Origin of the sequence: Peribacillus loiseleuriae (assembly GCF_001183985.1) — a bacterium.
GTDB classification, from domain to species: Bacteria; Bacillota; Bacilli; order Bacillales; family DSM-1321; genus Peribacillus; species Peribacillus loiseleuriae.
Map to the genome: position 1 here is coordinate 1,037,570 of NZ_LFZW01000001.1, position 18,258 is coordinate 1,055,827.

General features: G+C 38.3%; 13 protein-coding genes and 1 tRNA gene. 10 read left to right on the forward strand and 4 right to left on the reverse strand.

Annotated features, from left to right (window positions below; genetic code table 11):
• The first annotated feature begins 235 nt into the window (after positions 1-235).
• Together AC625_RS04710 and AC625_RS04715 are read left to right on the forward strand one after the other, a co-directional pair.
• Positions 236-309, forward strand: a tRNA-Gly gene (locus AC625_RS04710).
• 314 nt (positions 310-623) lie between these two features.
• Complete coding sequence (locus AC625_RS04715; protein WP_049680219.1) at positions 624-1,589, forward strand: quinone oxidoreductase family protein; 966 nt, start codon at positions 624-626, stop codon at positions 1,587-1,589.
• A gap of 200 nt (positions 1,590-1,789) precedes the next feature.
• On the opposite strand, the gene AC625_RS04720 is transcribed toward AC625_RS04715, so the two are convergent.
• Entirely contained in the window at positions 1,790-2,455 is a 666-nt protein-coding gene (locus tag AC625_RS04720) for a B3/B4 domain-containing protein (protein ID WP_049680220.1), read from the reverse strand.
• A gap of 99 nt (positions 2,456-2,554) precedes the next feature.
• Here AC625_RS04720 and queG point away from each other — a divergent pair, with 99 nt between their 5' ends.
• The 6 genes from queG to yhbH all read left to right on the forward strand — a co-directional run bounded on the left by queG (position 2,555) and on the right by yhbH (position 11,157).
• Positions 2,555-3,694: a tRNA epoxyqueuosine(34) reductase QueG gene (queG, locus tag AC625_RS04725; RefSeq protein WP_049680221.1), complete on the forward strand. Its 1,140-nt coding sequence runs from the start codon at positions 2,555-2,557 to the stop codon at positions 3,692-3,694.
• Between the two features lie 301 nt (positions 3,695-3,995).
• Positions 3,996-4,853 carry an amidase domain-containing protein gene (locus tag AC625_RS04730; protein WP_049680222.1) on the forward strand — a complete coding sequence of 286 codons (858 nt, stop codon included), beginning with the start codon at positions 3,996-3,998 and terminating at the stop codon, positions 4,851-4,853.
• Between the two features lie 67 nt (positions 4,854-4,920).
• Positions 4,921-5,409 carry a tRNA (uridine(34)/cytosine(34)/5-carboxymethylaminomethyluridine(34)-2'-O)-methyltransferase TrmL gene (trmL, locus tag AC625_RS04735; RefSeq protein ID WP_049683591.1) on the forward strand — a complete coding sequence of 163 codons (489 nt, stop codon included), beginning with the start codon at positions 4,921-4,923 and terminating at the stop codon, positions 5,407-5,409.
• A gap of 409 nt (positions 5,410-5,818) precedes the next feature.
• Positions 5,819-6,568 (forward strand): oxygen-insensitive NADPH nitroreductase, encoded by a 750-nt coding sequence (nfsA, locus tag AC625_RS04740; RefSeq protein ID WP_049680223.1) that lies wholly within the window; start codon positions 5,819-5,821, stop codon positions 6,566-6,568.
• Between the two features lie 790 nt (positions 6,569-7,358).
• Positions 7,359-9,254, forward strand: a complete 1,896-nt coding sequence (locus AC625_RS04745; protein ID WP_049680224.1) for a PrkA family serine protein kinase — start codon at positions 7,359-7,361, stop codon at positions 9,252-9,254.
• Positions 9,255-9,990: 736 nt separating this feature from the next.
• A complete protein-coding gene (yhbH, locus tag AC625_RS04750; RefSeq protein WP_049680225.1) occupies positions 9,991-11,157 on the forward strand; it encodes a sporulation protein YhbH in 1,167 nt (388 codons plus the stop codon).
• 77 nt (positions 11,158-11,234) lie between these two features.
• Here the strand turns inward: yhbH and AC625_RS04755 are convergent, their stop codons facing one another.
• The 3 genes from AC625_RS04755 to AC625_RS04765 are packed head-to-tail and all read right to left on the reverse strand — an operon-like array spanning position 11,235 to position 15,006.
• Entirely contained in the window at positions 11,235-12,356 is a 1,122-nt protein-coding gene (locus AC625_RS04755; protein ID WP_049680226.1) for a Ger(x)C family spore germination protein, read from the reverse strand.
• A complete protein-coding gene (locus tag AC625_RS04760) occupies positions 12,353-13,456 on the reverse strand; it encodes a GerAB/ArcD/ProY family transporter (protein WP_156187419.1) in 1,104 nt (367 codons plus the stop codon). Before AC625_RS04760 ends, AC625_RS04755 begins: the two co-directional genes overlap by 4 nt.
• Positions 13,453-15,006: a spore germination protein gene (locus AC625_RS04765; RefSeq protein WP_082190945.1), complete on the reverse strand. Its 1,554-nt coding sequence runs from the start codon at positions 15,004-15,006 to the stop codon at positions 13,453-13,455. Before AC625_RS04765 ends, AC625_RS04760 begins: the two co-directional genes overlap by 4 nt.
• Before the next feature lie 437 nt (positions 15,007-15,443).
• On the opposite strand from AC625_RS04765, the gene AC625_RS04770 reads away from it, so the two are divergent.
• Complete coding sequence (locus tag AC625_RS04770) at positions 15,444-16,862, forward strand: MFS transporter (protein ID WP_049680227.1); 1,419 nt, start codon at positions 15,444-15,446, stop codon at positions 16,860-16,862.
• Positions 16,863-17,060: 198 nt separating this feature from the next.
• Positions 17,061-18,254, forward strand: coding sequence for an amidohydrolase (locus AC625_RS04775; protein ID WP_049680228.1), 1,194 nt, complete (start codon positions 17,061-17,063; stop codon positions 18,252-18,254).
• The last annotated feature ends 4 nt before the right edge of the window (positions 18,255-18,258 follow it).

Here is an 18,258-nt window from a genome sequence, read left to right on the forward strand (position 1 = left end):
CATATATACAATTCTTAATGATTTAAATGTTAATTTCTGTCATTCGAAAATCTATCCGCCTCTGATGGAAATCATTTAAGGGATTTGGAAGTTGCGTGGAAAAGTTCTCCTATGGGGGACTTTTTCAATTTCACGAAAGTACCGTAGAATTTTTTTAAAAAAGGTTGCAAAAACCATAAAAGATATATATAATTGAATTTATCGATAAGGAAACGCAAATTTCGACAAATTATACGCGGGTGTAGTTTAGTGGTAAAACCTCAGCCTTCCAAGCTGATGATGAGAGTTCGATTCTCTTCACCCGCTCCATACATAGCTACTAACGTAGTGTTTCGTTACATAGAGAACGAGGCATTGCGTTTTTTTATTTTTTTACAAGGATTTGATCTCAATATGAGGTTAGGTCCTTTTTTGAGTGGAAATAACTAGAGGGTAAATAATTGTAATGGTTTGGTCAAATCTCTGTCTTTCGATGGAATAGAAACTGGATTGATTGGATGAAAATGAATGGTGTATAGTGACTTAAATTCTTAGTTGAGAGTTCTAAACCTTCGTCAGTTCCATCAATTTTAAACGGTACAAGCATATGTACCCATTCATATTAGTAGAAACGGGGTAGTAAAATGAAAGCATTAATCTTTGAGTCGTTTGGTGGTCCAGATGTGTTGCGCTATAAAGAGATAGAAGATCCATCCATTAAGGAAAATGAAATATTGGTGAGAATAAAGGCGATAGGATTGAACTTCGCTGATGTTTACAGAAGGAAGGGAAATTATCATTTAGCGGGTCTGCCACCTTATATACTAGGGTATGAGGCCTCTGGCATTGTAGAGCAAGTAGGTGACGGGATCACGAATATTAAAGTAGGTGACCGAATTGCATTTGCGGATGTGCCATTTGCGAATGCAGAATTGGTTGCTGTTCCCATTGAAAAAGCCATTTTGTTACCAGATGCTATTTCTTTTGAAACGGCATCAAGTGTTTTACTTCAAGGATTAACGGCCCATTATTTAACAAAGGATAGTTTTGAAGTCAAAGCAGGAAACTCTGTTCTTATTCACGCGGCAGCAGGAGGTGTTGGACAGCTGCTTGTTCAGATTGCTAAACTGCTTGGCAGTCAAGTCATTGGACTAACTTCTTCAGCAATGAAGGCGGAGGCTGCTATTTTAGCTGGGGCGGATCATGTATTCCTATATGATGAACAATGGAGTGAAAAAGTGAAGGGAGTAACGAAAGGTCGTGGAGTGGACGTCGTTTATGAGTCCGTGGGTTCGACTTTAGCAGACAGTTTTGAAGCAACAAAAATCGGTGGTACGGTTGTGTTTTATGGCATGGCAGGTGGAGATCCTTCTCCAGTCGATCCTCGTATGCTGATGGATACTTCAAAAACCCTGACTGGTGGAGATCTTTGGAATGTTTTAACTTCTTATGAGGAAAGAAATACACGCTCAAAACAATTATTTAACTGGATTGCTGAAGGAAAACTAGTACTCAAAGAACCGACTACATTCTCTTTAAAGGATGGCGCGGAAGCACATAAATGGCTAGAAAGCCGAAACAGCACAGGAAAGATTTTATTGATACCATAAAGGTCAAAAGTGTCGTTGTTCCTAGTTGTGGAGTTGCTCCAGAAGCCTTTTAACAAAGAAAGTACAAGTATTTTCAATAGGCTTTGGCGTTTAGCGCAAAGAAGCTAGTGCCCTATAAGTACGAAAAACACCGTCCGATGATTTGGACGGTGTTTAGTGTGATTAAAGTTATTTTATCCAATCAGTAAGCGGGGCGTCTGCTAGTTAATGATTGTATAAACTCCTTCACCGCCATGAACCTGAAGAAACATCTTCATTAGTGATTGTGTCAGCTTATCTGCTTCAACTAATGAAGTAGAAGGCTTCAGGTAAATGATTTGCAGGGCAGAGGTTGTTGTTCCTGTTACTTTGGTTCGTTCTGAATCAACGAAAGGACTGCCAAAAGGTCCATTTCTGTCTCCTGATGTAATCATGCCTTTCATGGTATTACTGCGTCCGTTTAACCCATCATATTGATCGGTTTCAGCGCCAATTTTTATCGTGACATCTCCCTCTATTTGATCGAGGTTATAAATACCGATCGGCACCTCGTATTGTAGAGAAAAGAAATTGTTTAAGTCGATGGCAGAATGGACAGGCTGAATGTAATTTTGTTTGCTTATTCGGCGATACAGGGCTTCAACGGAAGGACGGTAGCGTGATGGATTGGTTCCGGTCGTTTTGAATGCTTGGCGCCATTCTTTTATGCCAGAAATATCACTTATTTCATTGTCTTGAAGATCAAAGAAAATCGATTCCTGAAATAGCTGGAGTCTACCTTTGACCATTTGTGGCGAGTCGCTTACTACAATATTTTTATAAAAAATAATGCCTGCTTTAAAATTAGGGATTTTATCACGAAGTATGGAGTCAATCTGAACTTCCAAACCTTTCACCTCCAAAAATGGTTGGATATAGTTTATCATAGATGATGAAGGTTTAATAATGAGTATGCTTCTTTTAGTAAGTCAATAGGAGTGAATAATGTGGATATAGATGCATTTAAACAAGAAGTGATTCAATATAGTAAGGAAATTGGCATAGATAAGATCGGTTTTACAACGGCTTCAACGTTTCAGGAAATGAAGAATTTACTTATTAGACAGCAGGAATTAAATTACCAATCGGGCTTTGAAGAACCTGATATCGATAAAAGAGTGGATCCGACATTAATTTTCAATGAACCGAGATCGATCATTTCGATTGCTCTCGCTTATCCTTCGAAAATGAAAAACGCACCGCAAAGCAAGAAAGGCGAACGCCGTGGGATTTTTTGCCGAGCATCATGGGGACAGGATTATCATGTTGTCTTACGTAAGAAACTGCAGCTGCTTGAGGATTTTATTAAGGAAAAAGTACCAGGAGCAATGGCGAAATCAATGGTCGATACTGGTGAACTAGTTGACCGAGCTGTTGCAGAGCGCGCTGGGATTGGTTGGAGCGGGAAGAATTGTGCAATTATCACCCCTGAATTTGGCTCTTATGTTTATTTAGGGGATATGATTACAAACATCCCTTTTGCATCAGATCAACCGATTGAAGATCAATGTGGCACATGTAATAAATGTGTGGACGTATGTCCGACGGGAGCACTTGTTCAAGGTGGACAGCTGAATGCGAAGCGTTGTATTGCCTTTTTGACGCAAACAAAAGGGTTTTTACCAGATGAATTCCGAACGAAAATCGGCAATCGTTTGTATGGTTGTGATACGTGTCAGACGGTTTGTCCGAAAAATAAAGGCATGGATTTTCACTTTCATGAAGAAATGGAGCCTGATCCGGAGCTTGTAAAGCCATTATTAAAGCCGCTACTTACGATTTCAAACCGTGAGTTTAAGGAGAAGTATGGTCAAGCGTCAGGATCTTGGCGAGGTAAAAAGCCGATTCAACGAAATGCGATTCTAGCGTTAGCCCATTTTAAAGATGAGACTGCACTGCCAGATTTGATATCCGTTATGAAGGAAGATCCACGACCTGTCATACGCGGGACAGCTGCATGGGCAATTGGCAAAATCGGTGGTGATGATTCGGTATCTGTACTTAAAGAAGCTCGTGAAAGAGAAACGGACGAAGAGGTACTTACTGAAATAGAAAAAGGACTTAGTTTTAGTGCAATTACTGAGTAAATGAGGGTTGACCTTTCGCGAGGAATTGCGGGGTCAACTTTTTTTTTGTATTTTTACCGAATATGTATACATATATCTTATCATATGGGTTTATTTCTATTTTAATTGTGTAAGAAAGTTAAGAAAAAATCGGGGGTAAAGTAGTGTGTAAATTCCTGATTTATTCAACTTAACCATCAGAATGGAGAACGGAAAAGCAGATTATTATGGTCATCTTATTCATACATTCATCTGTATAAACCATGTCTTGCGGGTTACGATCCCAACTGATGGAGGTTTCACTTTAAGAGGAGGGATTCGTTTGAAACTTCAGCTAAAAGCGATTGTGCAAGAGCGGATCGAACGGTATATTGGAAAGTCGCGTGAAGCGGTAGAAGGAAAACTCTTACGTAAACAGAACGTGTATAAACAACGGGAAGCAGAAATTGTCCATGTTAAAGCGACTGGCCAAGTGCTATTTAGGCATGATAAGGAGAATGAAACAGAATTAGATTATCAGCTTCATCTTCAATATTTTATTAAACAGCGAGACACTTTCTTCATGGAAGAAGAAACAGAAGAAAGGCGAGTCACGTTTCATGATGGAAAAGTGGTCAGTGATTATGAAAATGAAAGAATATATGGTCAGAATCGGGAAGAGCGCACTATCGATGTGTTGTCGGAAAGAATCGAGTATACGTATGATCGCTTGAAGGCTGTGAAATATGCAGAAAGATGGTGGAATGATTTCAATCCAGCTTATCCGAAGTTTACGGATGATTGTTCAAGCTTTATCTCACAATGCCTTCATGCTGGAGGAATTCCGATGTGGGGAAGTCCGAATCGAAATAAGGGATGGTGGATGTCAGGGGGAAACTGGAGCTTTAGCTGGACGGTTGCGAATGCATTACAGCAGCTGCTTGCAGGAGGGAGGGGAATTAGGACAAAGCAAGTTCGTTCGGCTGAACAATTGAATTTGGGGGATATTATTTGTATTGATTTTGAAGGAGACGGCCGATTTAATCATTCATTGATGGTGACGGCTAAGGATGAATACGGAATGCCGCTTGTGAATGCACATACCACGAACAGTCGACATCGTTATTGGACTTATGAAGATTCAAGCGCCTATACGCCCAATATTGTTTACAAGTTTTACAAAATCCTTGATGGAAGCTGAAGATGAGGCACAAGGTACAATTAGTGATATAATATGGATTGAAGTTTATACTAGAGGTGAACAGAACGTGGCAATACATGTCGTTTTATATCAACCAGAAATTCCGGCCAATACCGGAAACATTGCAAGAACCTGTGCGGCAACCGATACGAAGCTGCATTTAATTCGTCCGCTTGGATTTTCCACAGACGACAAAGCTTTGAAAAGGGCCGGACTAGATTATTGGTATCATGTTGATATTCAATATTATGATTCTTTGGATGAGTTTTTTGAACAAAATGAGGGCGGTGATTTCTATTATCTGTCTAAATTTGGAGAAAAACCACATACTGGCTTTGATTACAGCAACCAAGATCGTGAAATTTATTTCTTGTTTGGCCGAGAGACTACAGGGCTTCCTAAGGATTTAATTCAACAGCAAAAAGACCGCTGCCTTCGTATACCGATGACTGGAAATGTTCGCTCGCTGAACCTTTCTAACACGGCTGCTATTCTCGTTTATGAAGCGTTAAGACAGCAAAATTACCGGGAGCTCGATTTGAAGCTAGAAGATTGACTTAGAAATGAGTGTTCAAAAAGGAGAATAAAAAAAAGCCGAGAAGTTCGAGAATCTTATACCTCGAACCTTTCGCGTATACAGTAATACGGGAGGACTGGACTTGCACAGGATGTGCTGACTTCTGTGTTGCGCACAGGACGTGCGTGATCTTAACAGAAGGTCAATCATGAGCGATGACACAATTCGCAAGCTTGTTTATTGGACTTTTTGAACATCCTCTAAAGGGCCGGTTCAAGGCTGAGCCCTTTTTTACATAGTCACTGTTACAGGAAGCTATTGATTTTTGGCTCATTTTTCTTTTGGCCGATAAAACGGCGATTTCACATGATTCATATAAAAATCATTTTATCATCGAATTGGTTTAACAAAGCTTTTTCATATGAACTTACATGAGGGTGAATAGGGTATGAATGAAATTATTGCAAAGATAATGGATCATCGTTCCATTCGGTCATTTGAAGACAGGTTATTAACTTCTGAACAGATTGAAGTAATTGTCCAATCTGCTCAAGCAGCTTCTACTTCAAGTTTTGTCCAAGCGTATACGATTATTGGGATTACGGATGCTGTGAAAAAAGCGGCGTTGGCAGAGCTTGCCGGTCCGCAGTCTTATGTGGAAAATAACGGGCACCTTTTTATGTTTTGTGCAGATTTGCATCGTCATGAGATTGTGGCGGAAATGGAAGAAATGGATTTATCTGAGCCGTTAGAAAGTACGGAAAAATTTATGGTTGCGACCATTGATGTTGCACTTGCCGCTCAAAATGCTGCTTTAGCTGCGGAATCGATGGGACTTGGTATTTGCTATATTGGCGGCATTCGCAATCATTTACCTGAAGTAACGAAGCTACTCAATATTCCATCCAAGGTCATCCCATTATTCGGCATGGCTGTTGGATATCCAATGGGTCAAAGTGAAAAAAAACCACGTCTCCCCATTGAAAATGTGTATCATGAAAATGAGTATCAGCCTGATAAAGAGAAATTTATTGCTCAATTGGAGAAATATAATGATACAATTTCCGGATATTACCGAAAACGGACGAATGCCGTACGGAAAGATACATGGACAAGTCAAATGGTCGGAATGATTACGAAAAAAAGTAGACTGTATATGAAGGATTTTGTAGAACGTCAAGGTCTGAACAAACGATAAAAATATAAGCCACCCGTACGAACGTAACGGATCCTCTTCGAGGAGAGCTTTGCGTAGGAGGGCCTCAAAGCAAAGATTCAGGCCTATATGAGATACCTTCTACTGATTATGTGAAGCCTGTTTGATTAATGAAGGTATTGCAATCAAAATAGATACGAAAGTTGTGTTTATTTAAAAAGGAATAAAAAGGTAAAATGTTATCAATTGTTAATTGACATGAAAATTGAGGATGAATTCGTAGCAGAGTAATAAAATCTTAGAAGCGATAAAAGAGGATGTTCTATATAAGACATCCTCTTTTGATAGAATAATCGCTAAATTTCAGGTGGAATACACGAAAATTCTTCCCTAATTGCCCCTTGTAACGTGTTTTCTCTTATTTTTTCACAAATGGTTTATCATTGTATCCAGCCGTGAAAATTGCAACTAAAAACGTCACCATAACCGCAAGAATAATTACCGTTCCCATTATGTAACCCCCTCTAAAACCGAATTCTTCCAATGTTACGTATAAAGGTAGTATACCCCAATTTTTCAACGTTGTGAATGTTAATGGAGGGAAATCTTTGATTAATGAGTATGGGATAGCCCCTAGTTTCGTGGCAGGCAAAATTTATCCCGCATTAATGGGCAGTAAACCCCCACTGATTGAAGTTTCACATTATAAATGGTATTAATCCATTTCCGGAGCGCTTTTTCATTTCATCTGAACTTCTGTACATGTTTGTTAGATTCGCTGCATAGATTAAAGTATTCATCTCTGATAGGTAACAAGGGGAGGTTGCTAAGGATGGACATTTTAAAAAAAATTGCGAGATTTAGAGAAGAAGAGCACAAGTTGAAATGGGAAGGCACCTTCGCGGAATATTTGGAGATTGTCAAAGAACAGCCATGGGTTGCACAATCTGCACATTCACGTGTATATAACATGATCAGAGATGCTGGTATAGAAGAAGTCAATGGAACGCGAAAGTATAACTTTTTCAGTGGTCAATTATTTGGTTTAGAGGAGTCGCTTGAACGCCTTGTAGAAGAGTATTTCCATCCGGCTGCAAAACGATTAGATGTAAGAAAGAGGATTTTACTTCTGATGGGACCGGTATCAGGGGGGAAATCGACGCTTGTTTCAGCACTGAAGCGAGGGTTAGAATTGTATTCGCTTAAAGATACAGGCGCTATTTATGCAATAAAAGGCTGTCCAATGCACGAAGATCCACTTCATTTGATTCCACAAAATTTACGCCAAGAATTTTTTGATGAATATGGTATTCGCATTGAAGGGAATTTGTCTCCATTGAATTTAATGAGACTTGAGCAGGATTATGGAAATAGAATTGAAGATGTGATTGTTGAGCGTGTATTCCTTTCCGAAGATAAGCGGGTAGGCATTGGAACATTCAGTCCATCTGATCCGAAATCTCAAGATATTGCTGACTTAACAGGAAGCATTGACTTCTCGACAATTGCTGAATTTGGGTCAGAGTCTGATCCTCGTGCGTATCGATTTGATGGTGAGTTGAATAAAGCAAACAGAGGGATGATGGAGTTTCAAGAAATGCTTAAATGTGATGAGAAATTTCTCTGGCACTTGCTTTCGCTTACACAGGAAGGGAATTTTAAAGCAGGCAGATTTGCACTAATCTCTGCAGATGAACTTATTGTAGCTCATACAAACGAAACCGAGTACAAATCATTCATTGCGAATAAGAAAAATGAAGCCTTGCATTCACGGATTATTGTTATGCCGATTCCGTACAATTTAAAAGTAACGGAAGAAGAAAAGATTTATGAAAAGATGATCAACGAAAGCGATGTCCATAATGTTCATATCGCCCCACATACATTAAAAGTAGCAGCGATGTTCAGTATTCTGACCCGCATGAAGGATCCGAAAAAAGGAGATATTGATTTAATTAAGAAAATGCGTCTCTATGATGGTGAAAACGTAGAAGGCTTTAATTCAGCGGATATTAATGAGCTGAAAAAAGAGCATCAGGATGAAGGGATGAGCGGAATTGATCCACGATATGTAATCAACCGGATTTCTTCGACGATTATTCGCAAAGAAAACCCATCGATTAATGCACTTGATGTACTTCGTTCATTGAAGGAGGGGCTTGATCAGCATCCTTCGATTACAGCTGAGCTACGTGAACGATATTTAAATTTCATTTCACTTGCGCGAAAGGAATATGATGCGATTGCGAAAAATGAAGTTCAAAAAGCATTCGTGTATTCATATGAAGAATCGGCGAAAACATTAATGGATAATTATCTCGATAATGTCGAAGCATACTGCAATAAATCGAGACTACGTGATCCATTAACTGGAGAAGAGATTTCTCCAGATGAAAAGTTGATGCGCTCGATCGAAGAACAAATCGGAATTTCGGAAAATGCGAAGAAGGCATTCCGTGAAGAAATTTTAATTCGAATTTCAGCTTATGCGAGAAAAGGGAAACGGTTTGACTATAATTCACATGACCGTCTGCGTGAAGCCATTCAAAAGAAACTTTTTGCTGATTTGAAAGATGTTGTAAAAATTACAACGTCCTCGAAAACACCAGATGAGAGCCAATTGAAGAAAGTGAATGAAGTAGTGGCAAGGCTAATCGAAGAGCATGGTTACAATTCTACATCTGCAAATGAATTGCTCCAGTATGTTGGTAGTCTATTGAATCGATAAACACGGGTGGATCTGACTTTTAATTTAAGGGTCAGATCCCTTTTGCTTAGGGCAAGGGAAATATTCAATTTCATGAGGAATGTATGATAGTTTTCATAGAACATTTGGATGTTTTGATAAATCTACATATAACAAGAAGATATGGTACGTATTGTGTATTCTACCTATTAAGGGATGAATGCACATCAATGTGGGAAGCTGTACAGTTAAAGCTATTTGCCCATTTTTAAAAATTATTTGTAAATTATTGCGTGTCCTTGCATAGGATAGAGTAATACAACCTTTTTTGAAAATAGTTTATAAAGTCTAATGGGTGGATACAGACTTCAAGGAATTAGGGTCATTATGAATTCAACACTGCTATATCATACGCGTTGAGAATTAGAATGGTTCGGTATTTTTTAAGGAAAAAAAGCATATTCAGAGAAGTTAAGTGTCTAGCACTAAAGTTTAATCGGAAAAAAGAGTGTAGAAAAGGATTGTCATCGTTTCTAGAGCCGCTTAAGCGTTTTTAAGTTATGAACATTTTTTAATAAATTTGATGTCTAGCGAAAATAGCCTAGGCAAAGACGAAGTTAAATTACCGTTGAGCCTTTGAAATCAAAGTGTGGCTTCATTCATTGGAATTGAAAGGATTTGCTTGTCTGAAAGTTGTAGAATGTGGATGATAGGTGTGACCTTATCCGTTATCCTTCATCCATGGCGCTTGCGCTTTTCTAATAAGGGGGGAAAGTGTATGACGAAAGAGAATAATCATCGGTTTGCGATTTCACAGGAGGATTGGTCCCTCCACCGAAAAGGTTTTGATGATCAACAAAGACATCAGGAAAAGGTACAGGAAGCGATTAAGAATAATCTTCCGGATTTAATTTCTGAGGAAAGTATTATCATGTCTAATGGAAAAGACGTTGTGAAAATCCCAATTCGTTCACTGGATGAATATAAGATTCGTTATAACTATGATAAAAATAAGCATGTAGGTCAAGGGGACGGAGAAAGTCAGGTTGGAGATGTAGTGGCAAGAGATGGGTCACAGGAAAAAGGACCAGGTAAAGGTCAGGGAGCTGGGGACTCGGCAGGAGAAGATTATTATGAGGCGGAAGTAACGATGCTTGAAATCGAAGAAGCATTGTTTAGTCAGCTAGAACTTCCAAATTTACAGCGCAAGGAACGGGATGATAACACAGTAGAGGATATTGAGTTTAATGATATTAGAAAAACGGGTCTGATGGGCAATATTGATAAAAAGAAAACAATGATTGCTGCGTTTAAACGGAATGCCTTAAATGGTGATCCAGGTTTTCATCCAATTTATAAAGAAGACTATAAATTTAAAACTTGGAATGAAATTGAAAAGCCGGACTCTAAGGCAGTCGTTTTAGCCATGATGGATACGTCAGGAAGTATGGGGCTCTGGGAAAAGTATATGGCTCGTAGTTTCTTCTTCTGGATGAATCGTTTTCTTCGGACGAAATATGAATCCGTTGAAATTGAATTTATCGCTCACCATACAGAAGCCAAAGTCGTTTCAGAAGAAGACTTTTTCTCAAAAGGAGAAAGCGGTGGTACGATTTGCTCATCCGTTTATCGTAAAGCTTTAGAACTTATTGACACAAAATATGCCCCTGATCGATTTAATATTTATCCATTTCATTTTTCAGACGGAGATAATCTCACTTCAGATAACGCTCGGTGTGTAAAACTCGTTGAAGAACTTATGAAGGTATCAAATATGTTCGGTTATGGAGAGGTCAATCAATACAATCGCCACTCAACTCTTATGACAGCCTACAAAAATATAAGCAACGAAAAGTTCCGCCATTATATTTTAAAACAAAAATCTGATGTTTTTCATGCGATGAAGAGCTTTTTTAAGAATGAGGAGACGAAATTGCATGCTTGAATTGAAAACACTTAGACCCAAATTCCGATTTAGGTCTAAGCGTTTTTTTTATGGGATCCTTTCAAATATGATTACATTCACTTAACGTTCCCAGTACTTATTAAGTCCACTTTAACAGATACGTTTATTGTAGAGGTAGCAAGGGCTTTCCCCCACTCATCTTCTACTTTTTTGTATTCTGCATAATGGTGGGCTCTTGCATAAAGACCGAGTCCAATTGGGTCTATTTTCTTTGCTTGAATAATCTTGATAAGATCTTCAAATTGTTTAGTCAATTTTTCCTCAACCATTTTTTTGAAATTTTTTTCATTTTTACTCATATTATATGGAAACATTCGTTCTCCTAAATAAATGGGCATGTTAATCTTTATGTCAAAATGAAACTTGTTTTGGTGGTAAGCTGATTTTATCTTTGTTTTTATATTACTTGCAGAAAAACTTATATCGTCCTGATGAAAGAGCTCATTTTTATTATTGATCGGTAAGGAAAAATGGGTAAAGGATACTTCCCCTCGTTCTTCTTTTTGTAAAATGAGCAGTAAAGCCGTTTCAGATATATTAAAAGAATGGACATGTTTCCCCTTATGATTTAGAAGAGAAGTCCCAGTCAGTCTTAATTGTGTACCGTCTTTGATTTCCGAGATAGAGGGAGTTATTCCTTTCTCGTATATTTGTCTGTGAAGCTCATGGAGAGTGGTTTGGACCGTACTGTTTCGTCGATTATTTGTGTCGATTAATGTCTTTAAATGTAAAGGTAGGAGCACATTATCCTCAGATTGATAATACATGATGCTTGATAAGGGTCCATCCACAGCAATCACTCTAGAATTTAACGAAAATTTAGGATTTCGATAAATGGTATCGAATAACGAGAACCAATCAGGATGTTCTAAAACCTTTTTGCCTATAAGAATAACTTGGATTTTGCTTCCATTAACAAATCCTTTTACTTTAGTGTCGAATTTATTCCGGGCATCCCGAATGGATGTTGCCTTTACTTCAATCGTTTCACTGCTCTTCTTACTCGTTTTACTAAATACAGGGTTTGTTTCATAAAAGATGAGATTATTGTCTTTACTAAGATCGATTCCTAACATCAATTGCATCGTCATATCTTCCAATGGGAGCTGTTCAGCGCAACCAGAAAGCATCGTGATAAGAAATAAGTATACAAGAAAGATATGGGATAAACGCTTCAATGTAGTTCCCTCCTTTGAAAGAGATGTTTCACCCATAAGAACATCCATAGAAAGAGCGGGAGAAGATACGCAACAAAGATACTAAGATTCGCTATCTTTCCTTGCCATTGACTATTTTGTTGAAAAGTAGGAGAAGACATTAGAACATAAATGAACAGAGCCGAAAAAAACCATATCAAATGTCTACTGTGGCGGTCTTGCCTACCAGTCAGTTTACTTGTACAAAAAACAGTCAGAAAAAGAAGTGGCAGTGCTGTGGTTGAAATGACAAAAATGTAATAGGTTAGAAAAATGATTTCCAATCGTTCGATAAATTGAAATTCGATCACTTTAAACATATTGATTACCGGTTCTTTGAATTGAGTGATTTCATCTGGACTAAAAAAAGAAAATGCTGCAATTGTAACGATCAAAAAGAGCAACATAGAAAGTGTATTGGCAACTACAATACCCAGGGCAGCCGCTTGTTTTTGTCGTAAAAATGGATAGAGAAAAAAAGCTGCCTCAAAGCCAATAAATGAGAGAAGCGTAGAATGTACCGCTTGAAGAATTGGCTTCATACCATCTTTTAAGACAGGAAGGAGATTCAATAAATGAGCCTCTTTCGTCGGAATCAGATAAACAATAAAAATCCATAGTGATATGTAGAAAATGAATTCGGAATACCTGGCCAATACCCGTATATTATGTTGGACTATCAAGTAACTCGGAATAATTAATAAGAGCAACAGAACCGGAAAAGCAGTTTGTGGTAATAGCCACTTTTGGATAAAGAGGCTTTCCCGAATGAGAATAATCACCGATAACGCAGCAAAATACAACGCGAATAGGATGGTAACCAATTTACCTATCAACTTCCCAAAATTTTGGGTGACTAACTCAAGTATCGATCCATGTGGGTTTTTTTTCATCACTTGAATAATAATTAAACTGGCAATGGTTGTAAGGATCCAGCCAAGAATAATTGAAATCCAGCCGTCTGTCCCTGCGGTTTCGGCTAATTTTCGTGGAAGTTCCAAAACGCCGACTCCCACTTGTAACCCATGAATCACCAAGATAAACTGCATAAGCGTAATTTCATTTTTTATATACGTATTCAATGTTTGTCACCCTTTGAAGGATTGTTCTTCGCTCTTCTTAATTGAGTAGCTCTCGTACTAAAAGGACGGTTCACTAATGTCCTTTGTGGAAACCGAATAAAGACATCCTTCCATTCGGAAAATCGAATAGGTGCCAATGGGCTGCCATAAGGTGTCCCTAGGGATTCTAGAGCAATAAAATGTCCAATGAATATCATGAAACCAATAGTAATGCCTACAAATCCAAATATAGATGCAACCACCATCATTGGAAATCGAATGATTCGTAAAGCAGAACCCATATCATAATTAGGAATAATAAAAGAAGCGATTGCAGTTAGTGCGACTATGATGACCATGATATTACTGACGATTCCAGCCTCCACAGCTGCCTGACCAATGACAATACCACCAACGATTCCTATACTTTGACCAATTGGAGCAGGTAGTCGTAATCCTGACTCTCGCAGCACTTCTAAGGTAATCTCCATGAAAAATGCTTCCAATAACGGTGGAAACGGTACCCGATCTCTTGACTCACCAATGGATAACAGCAATTTTAAAGGAATGACTTCGATATGAAGGGAAATAACTGCAATATAGATGGAGGGCAAAAAAACGGCAATGAAAAAAGCTACATAGCGTAAAAGTCGGATAAATGAAGCGACCATCCAGCGTGAACCATAATCGTCTATATTTTGAAAAAAAGAGGTAAATGAAGCTGGTCCAATCAGAACACTAGGGGAATCATCTACCACGGTGACAATTCTTCCTAGTGAAATTTGTAAAGCAGCAAAATCAGGACGTTCTGTTATAATGAATTGTGGTAATGGAGAATAAGGGTTATCTTCAATCAATTCACCAAGTACACCAGTGTTTAGAATCATATCAACATCCAGTTCCTGTATGCGCTTTTCCAATACTTGTAGCACTTCTGGATTGGCAACATCGGCTAAATACAAAATGGAAATTTTTGTTTTCCCCCTTTTTCCCACTGTTGCTTCTTTTATTTTTAGATCCAGGTTTGGAAGATGTCTTCGAATCATCGCAATATTTTGGCTACCTGTTTCGACAAACCCCTCATGCGACCCTCTTAAAGAAGGCTCTAGTTGCGAATCCCCAACCTGTCTTTGCGGATAGCCAGGCGTATTAAAAATGAAAACGTTCGTGTGATTTTCTACAAATAAGACACTATTGCCTTGGAAGATGGCATTTTCAATTTCGAACCACGTAGTTGCTTCTTGTTGGTGACCTAGTAATACTTTTAAATCCTCGCTTTTATTCTTTGTTTCCTCTTTGAACAAGAGTGAAGTCAATACATAATCATTTATAACCATTTGATTGGCAAGACCACTCATATAAACAAGAGCAGCATGGCTACCGGTTTGTTGTATGACCATTTTTTTTACAATTAAATCAGGAGCAAGGGTAAAATGAGTATGTACCATTGAAATGTTTTCAGATACCGACTTGCTAATGAAAGTAGGTAAGGGAGTCTTTTGCTGATTTTGACTTGATATTGGTGGTCTATGCAGATTTTTTGTACGATTATATTTTCGGAAAAAATTCATGTATCATCCCACCATTTATCCTGATAATGACTTATTATGTAACCGCAATCGATAAATATGCAGGATAAAGCGCAACAGAAAAGAAGTAAGGGAGTCTTCAGTTTAAACATAAGTCATGGAAATATTTCATGGCTTTTTTTGTTGCTTAGAACATATTTGAAACCTTTTTTATTCCGCATTAACGGGCAGTAAAACCTCCACCTCAAGGCTTAAAAGAAACGAAGAAGCAATGAAGAATTAGAAAGCTAACAGAACCATATAGATTATCCGCCTTTAAGAAACTGTTAAAAAAAGGATAAGGACAACTTGTAACAATATTATGGGTATTATTCCTAATGTAAAAATATCGTTTTAAGCAAAAGGTAGAATTAAGAAATCATTTTTGCTGATTTTTTTGGATGATTTATGGGTATCTAAAAAATAATTTGGAGGTTACCATGGAAACAAGTTATAAAGGCACAAATAAGATGATTACTGGGATTGTGTTCGGGGTTATCACATTTTGGCTTTTTGCTCAGGCGATGGTCAATGTTGTCCCAGCTGTTCAATCCGATTTGGGCATTTCGTTAGGGACACTTAATATAGCGATTAGTTTAACGGCTTTATTCTCAGGGATGTTTATCGTAGCAGCAGGTGGGTTAGCAGATAAGATTGGTCGTAAAAAAATGACGTATTTCGGGTTAATATTAAGTATTATTGGTTCCCTTTGCCTGGTTTTAGCACAAGGAGCAACTTTACTCATCATTGGGCGGGTCATTCAAGGTTTATCTGCTGCATGTATCATGCCGGCAACAATTGCTTTAGTGAAAGCCTATTTCGAAGGTGCAGATCGGCAACGTGCATTAAGTTTCTGGTCTATCGGATCATGGGGCGGATCAGGGGTCACTTCTTTTGCAGGTGGTGCGATTGCGACATATATGGGCTGGAGATGGATTTTTGTTTTTTCTATCGTTTTCGCTCTTCTCGCTATGTGGCTTATTAAAGATACTCCAGAAAGTAAAGAAGAATCAAAAGGTACTTTTAAATTTGATTTTGGTGGCTTATCGATTTTTATCATTACAATGCTTGCATTAAACGTTTTTATTACTTTCGGTTCAAAATTGGGCTGGACAAGTCCAACGACGATCGGTCTTTTCGCTGTTGCAATCATTGGAGCGATTGTTTTCTTCAAAGTTGAAAAGAATAAAGAAATCGTACTGATTGACTTCTCTTTATTTAAAAATAAACCATATGCGGGTGCAACATATTCTAACTTTTTATTAAACGCAGTAGCTGGAACACTTGTTGTTGCCAATACATATGTACAGGTAGGGCGAGGATTTACTGCCTTTCAATCAGGTATGTTATCTCTCGGTTATTTAGTAGCAGTACTCGCCATGATTCGGGTTGGAGAGAAAATTTTACAAAAGGTAGGCGCAAAATCACCAATGATTTGGGGAGCTATTATAACTACAGTAGGTGTAGCCATGATGGGATTAACATTCTTACCAGGTGTAACCTATACAATTGTCGTTTTTCTTGGGTTTGCTTTATTTGGTCTTGGCCTTGGAATATACGCAACACCATCTACAGATACATCTGTATCTAACGCGCCTTCTAACAAAGTCGGTGAGGCTGCCGGGATCTACAAAATGGCAAGTTCGCTTGGTGGAGCGTTCGGTGTAGCGATTTCAGCCAGTGTTTACAGTTCTATTGCTGCAAATAGCAGTGTAAACACTGCGGCAACAGCAGGGATTATCGTCAACGTAATATTCGGTATACTTTCCATCATTTCTATTGTTGTAATGGTTCCAAGTAATGCTGGAAAAACATCCAATGAGCCATCATCGAGACTAAGACCAAATCCTAGTCATTAAAGAAAAGCGTTAGAGGGGGCTTCTTCCCAATGTTTGATATGTATCCTTTTAAGGGGTGGGATGGAAAGATTACTTCATTGCAAGTAAAGAGGAAATACAGGAAAATGATTTGATTGGCATTTTTATCCTGCATTAACGGTCAGTAATCCCCACTGATTGAAGTTTCACTTTATTTAATTGACAAGGGAGATGGATATAATGCGAAGCGAGTTAATGGATTTGCTAGAAGCGCGTAAAGAGGAAATGATTCAAATTCGTCGCTATTTACATGAAAACCCTGAATTATCTTTTAAGGAAGAAAAAACAGCACAATATATTGTTGATTTTTATAAGGGAAAAGATGTGGATATTCAAACAAATGTCGGTAATGGGTATGGAATCATCGTAACGATTAAAGGTGGAAAACGAGGAAGAACAATTGGATTACGGGCCGATTTTGATGCGTTACCTATTGTTGAGGAAACGGATGTTCCATTTAAATCGAAAAACGAAGGAGTCATGCATGCATGTGGGCATGATGGACATACGGCATACTTATTAGTGTTAGCAGATTGTTTCATTCAATTAAAAGATTCTCTTGCAGGCACGATTAAAATCATTCATCAACATGCGGAAGAGGTTCCGCCAGGTGGAGCAAAAAGTATTGTTGAATCCGGCCTACTTGATGACTTAGATGAGGTTTACGGAATTCACTTATTCCCAACTAGTCCAGCGGGTAGTGTCGGATATCGTAGTGGATATGCAATGGCAGGAAGAACGTATTTCAATTTAGGGATTCAAGGTGTGGGCGGACATGGTTCCTCGCCTCATTTGGCTAACGATGTCATTGTGGCTGCTGCTCATTTTGTGACAGCTGTTCAAACAGTGATCAGTCGTCGATTAAATCCATTTGAGGTTGGTGTTATCACGATTGGATCTTTTGACGGAAAAGGTACTTTCAATGTGATTAAAGATCGTGTTGAACTTGAAGGGGACGTTCGTTATATGACGAAGGAAACGCAAAATTTAATCGATCAAGAAATCCATCGAATGGTAAAAGGAATTGAAGCGGAATTCGATGTGGAATGTGAGCTCACGTATACAGCAGATTATCCGCCATTATACAATAATCCTGAATTGACAACTAAAGTTGTTCAAAGTCTTGAAAGCCTGAAAGATCATGATCCAGATATTAATAACGTTTATCAGTTCGATATGCTTTCTGGCTCAGAAGACTTTGCGTACTATCTAGAAAAATTCCCTGGTACATTTTTCTACATTGGTTGTAAACCTAAGGGGGTAGAGAAAGCCTATTTCAATCATCATCCAAAATTCGATATCGATGAAGATGCCCTTCTTGTAGCGGCAAAATCAGTCGCTCAAGTAGTTTGTAGTTATTCTGATAAAGAATAAGTTA

What these genes read in the sequence shown, in the direction of transcription:
- AC625_RS04775 (WP_049680228.1), top strand. Translation starts at nt 17,061, where the DNA reads ATGCGAAGCGAGTTAATGGATTTGCTAGAAGCGCGTAAAGAGGAAATG.
- AC625_RS04715 (WP_049680219.1), top strand. Translation starts at nt 624, where the DNA reads ATGAAAGCATTAATCTTTGAGTCGTTTGGTGGTCCAGATGTGTTGCGC.
- AC625_RS04765 (WP_082190945.1), bottom strand. Translation starts at nt 15,006, where the DNA reads ATGAATTTTTTCCGAAAATATAATCGTACAAAAAATCTGCATAGACCA.
- nfsA (WP_049680223.1), top strand. Translation starts at nt 5,819, where the DNA reads ATGAATGAAATTATTGCAAAGATAATGGATCATCGTTCCATTCGGTCA.
- AC625_RS04745 (WP_049680224.1), top strand. Translation starts at nt 7,359, where the DNA reads ATGGACATTTTAAAAAAAATTGCGAGATTTAGAGAAGAAGAGCACAAG.
- yhbH (WP_049680225.1), top strand. Translation starts at nt 9,991, where the DNA reads ATGACGAAAGAGAATAATCATCGGTTTGCGATTTCACAGGAGGATTGG.
- AC625_RS04770 (WP_049680227.1), top strand. Translation starts at nt 15,444, where the DNA reads ATGGAAACAAGTTATAAAGGCACAAATAAGATGATTACTGGGATTGTG.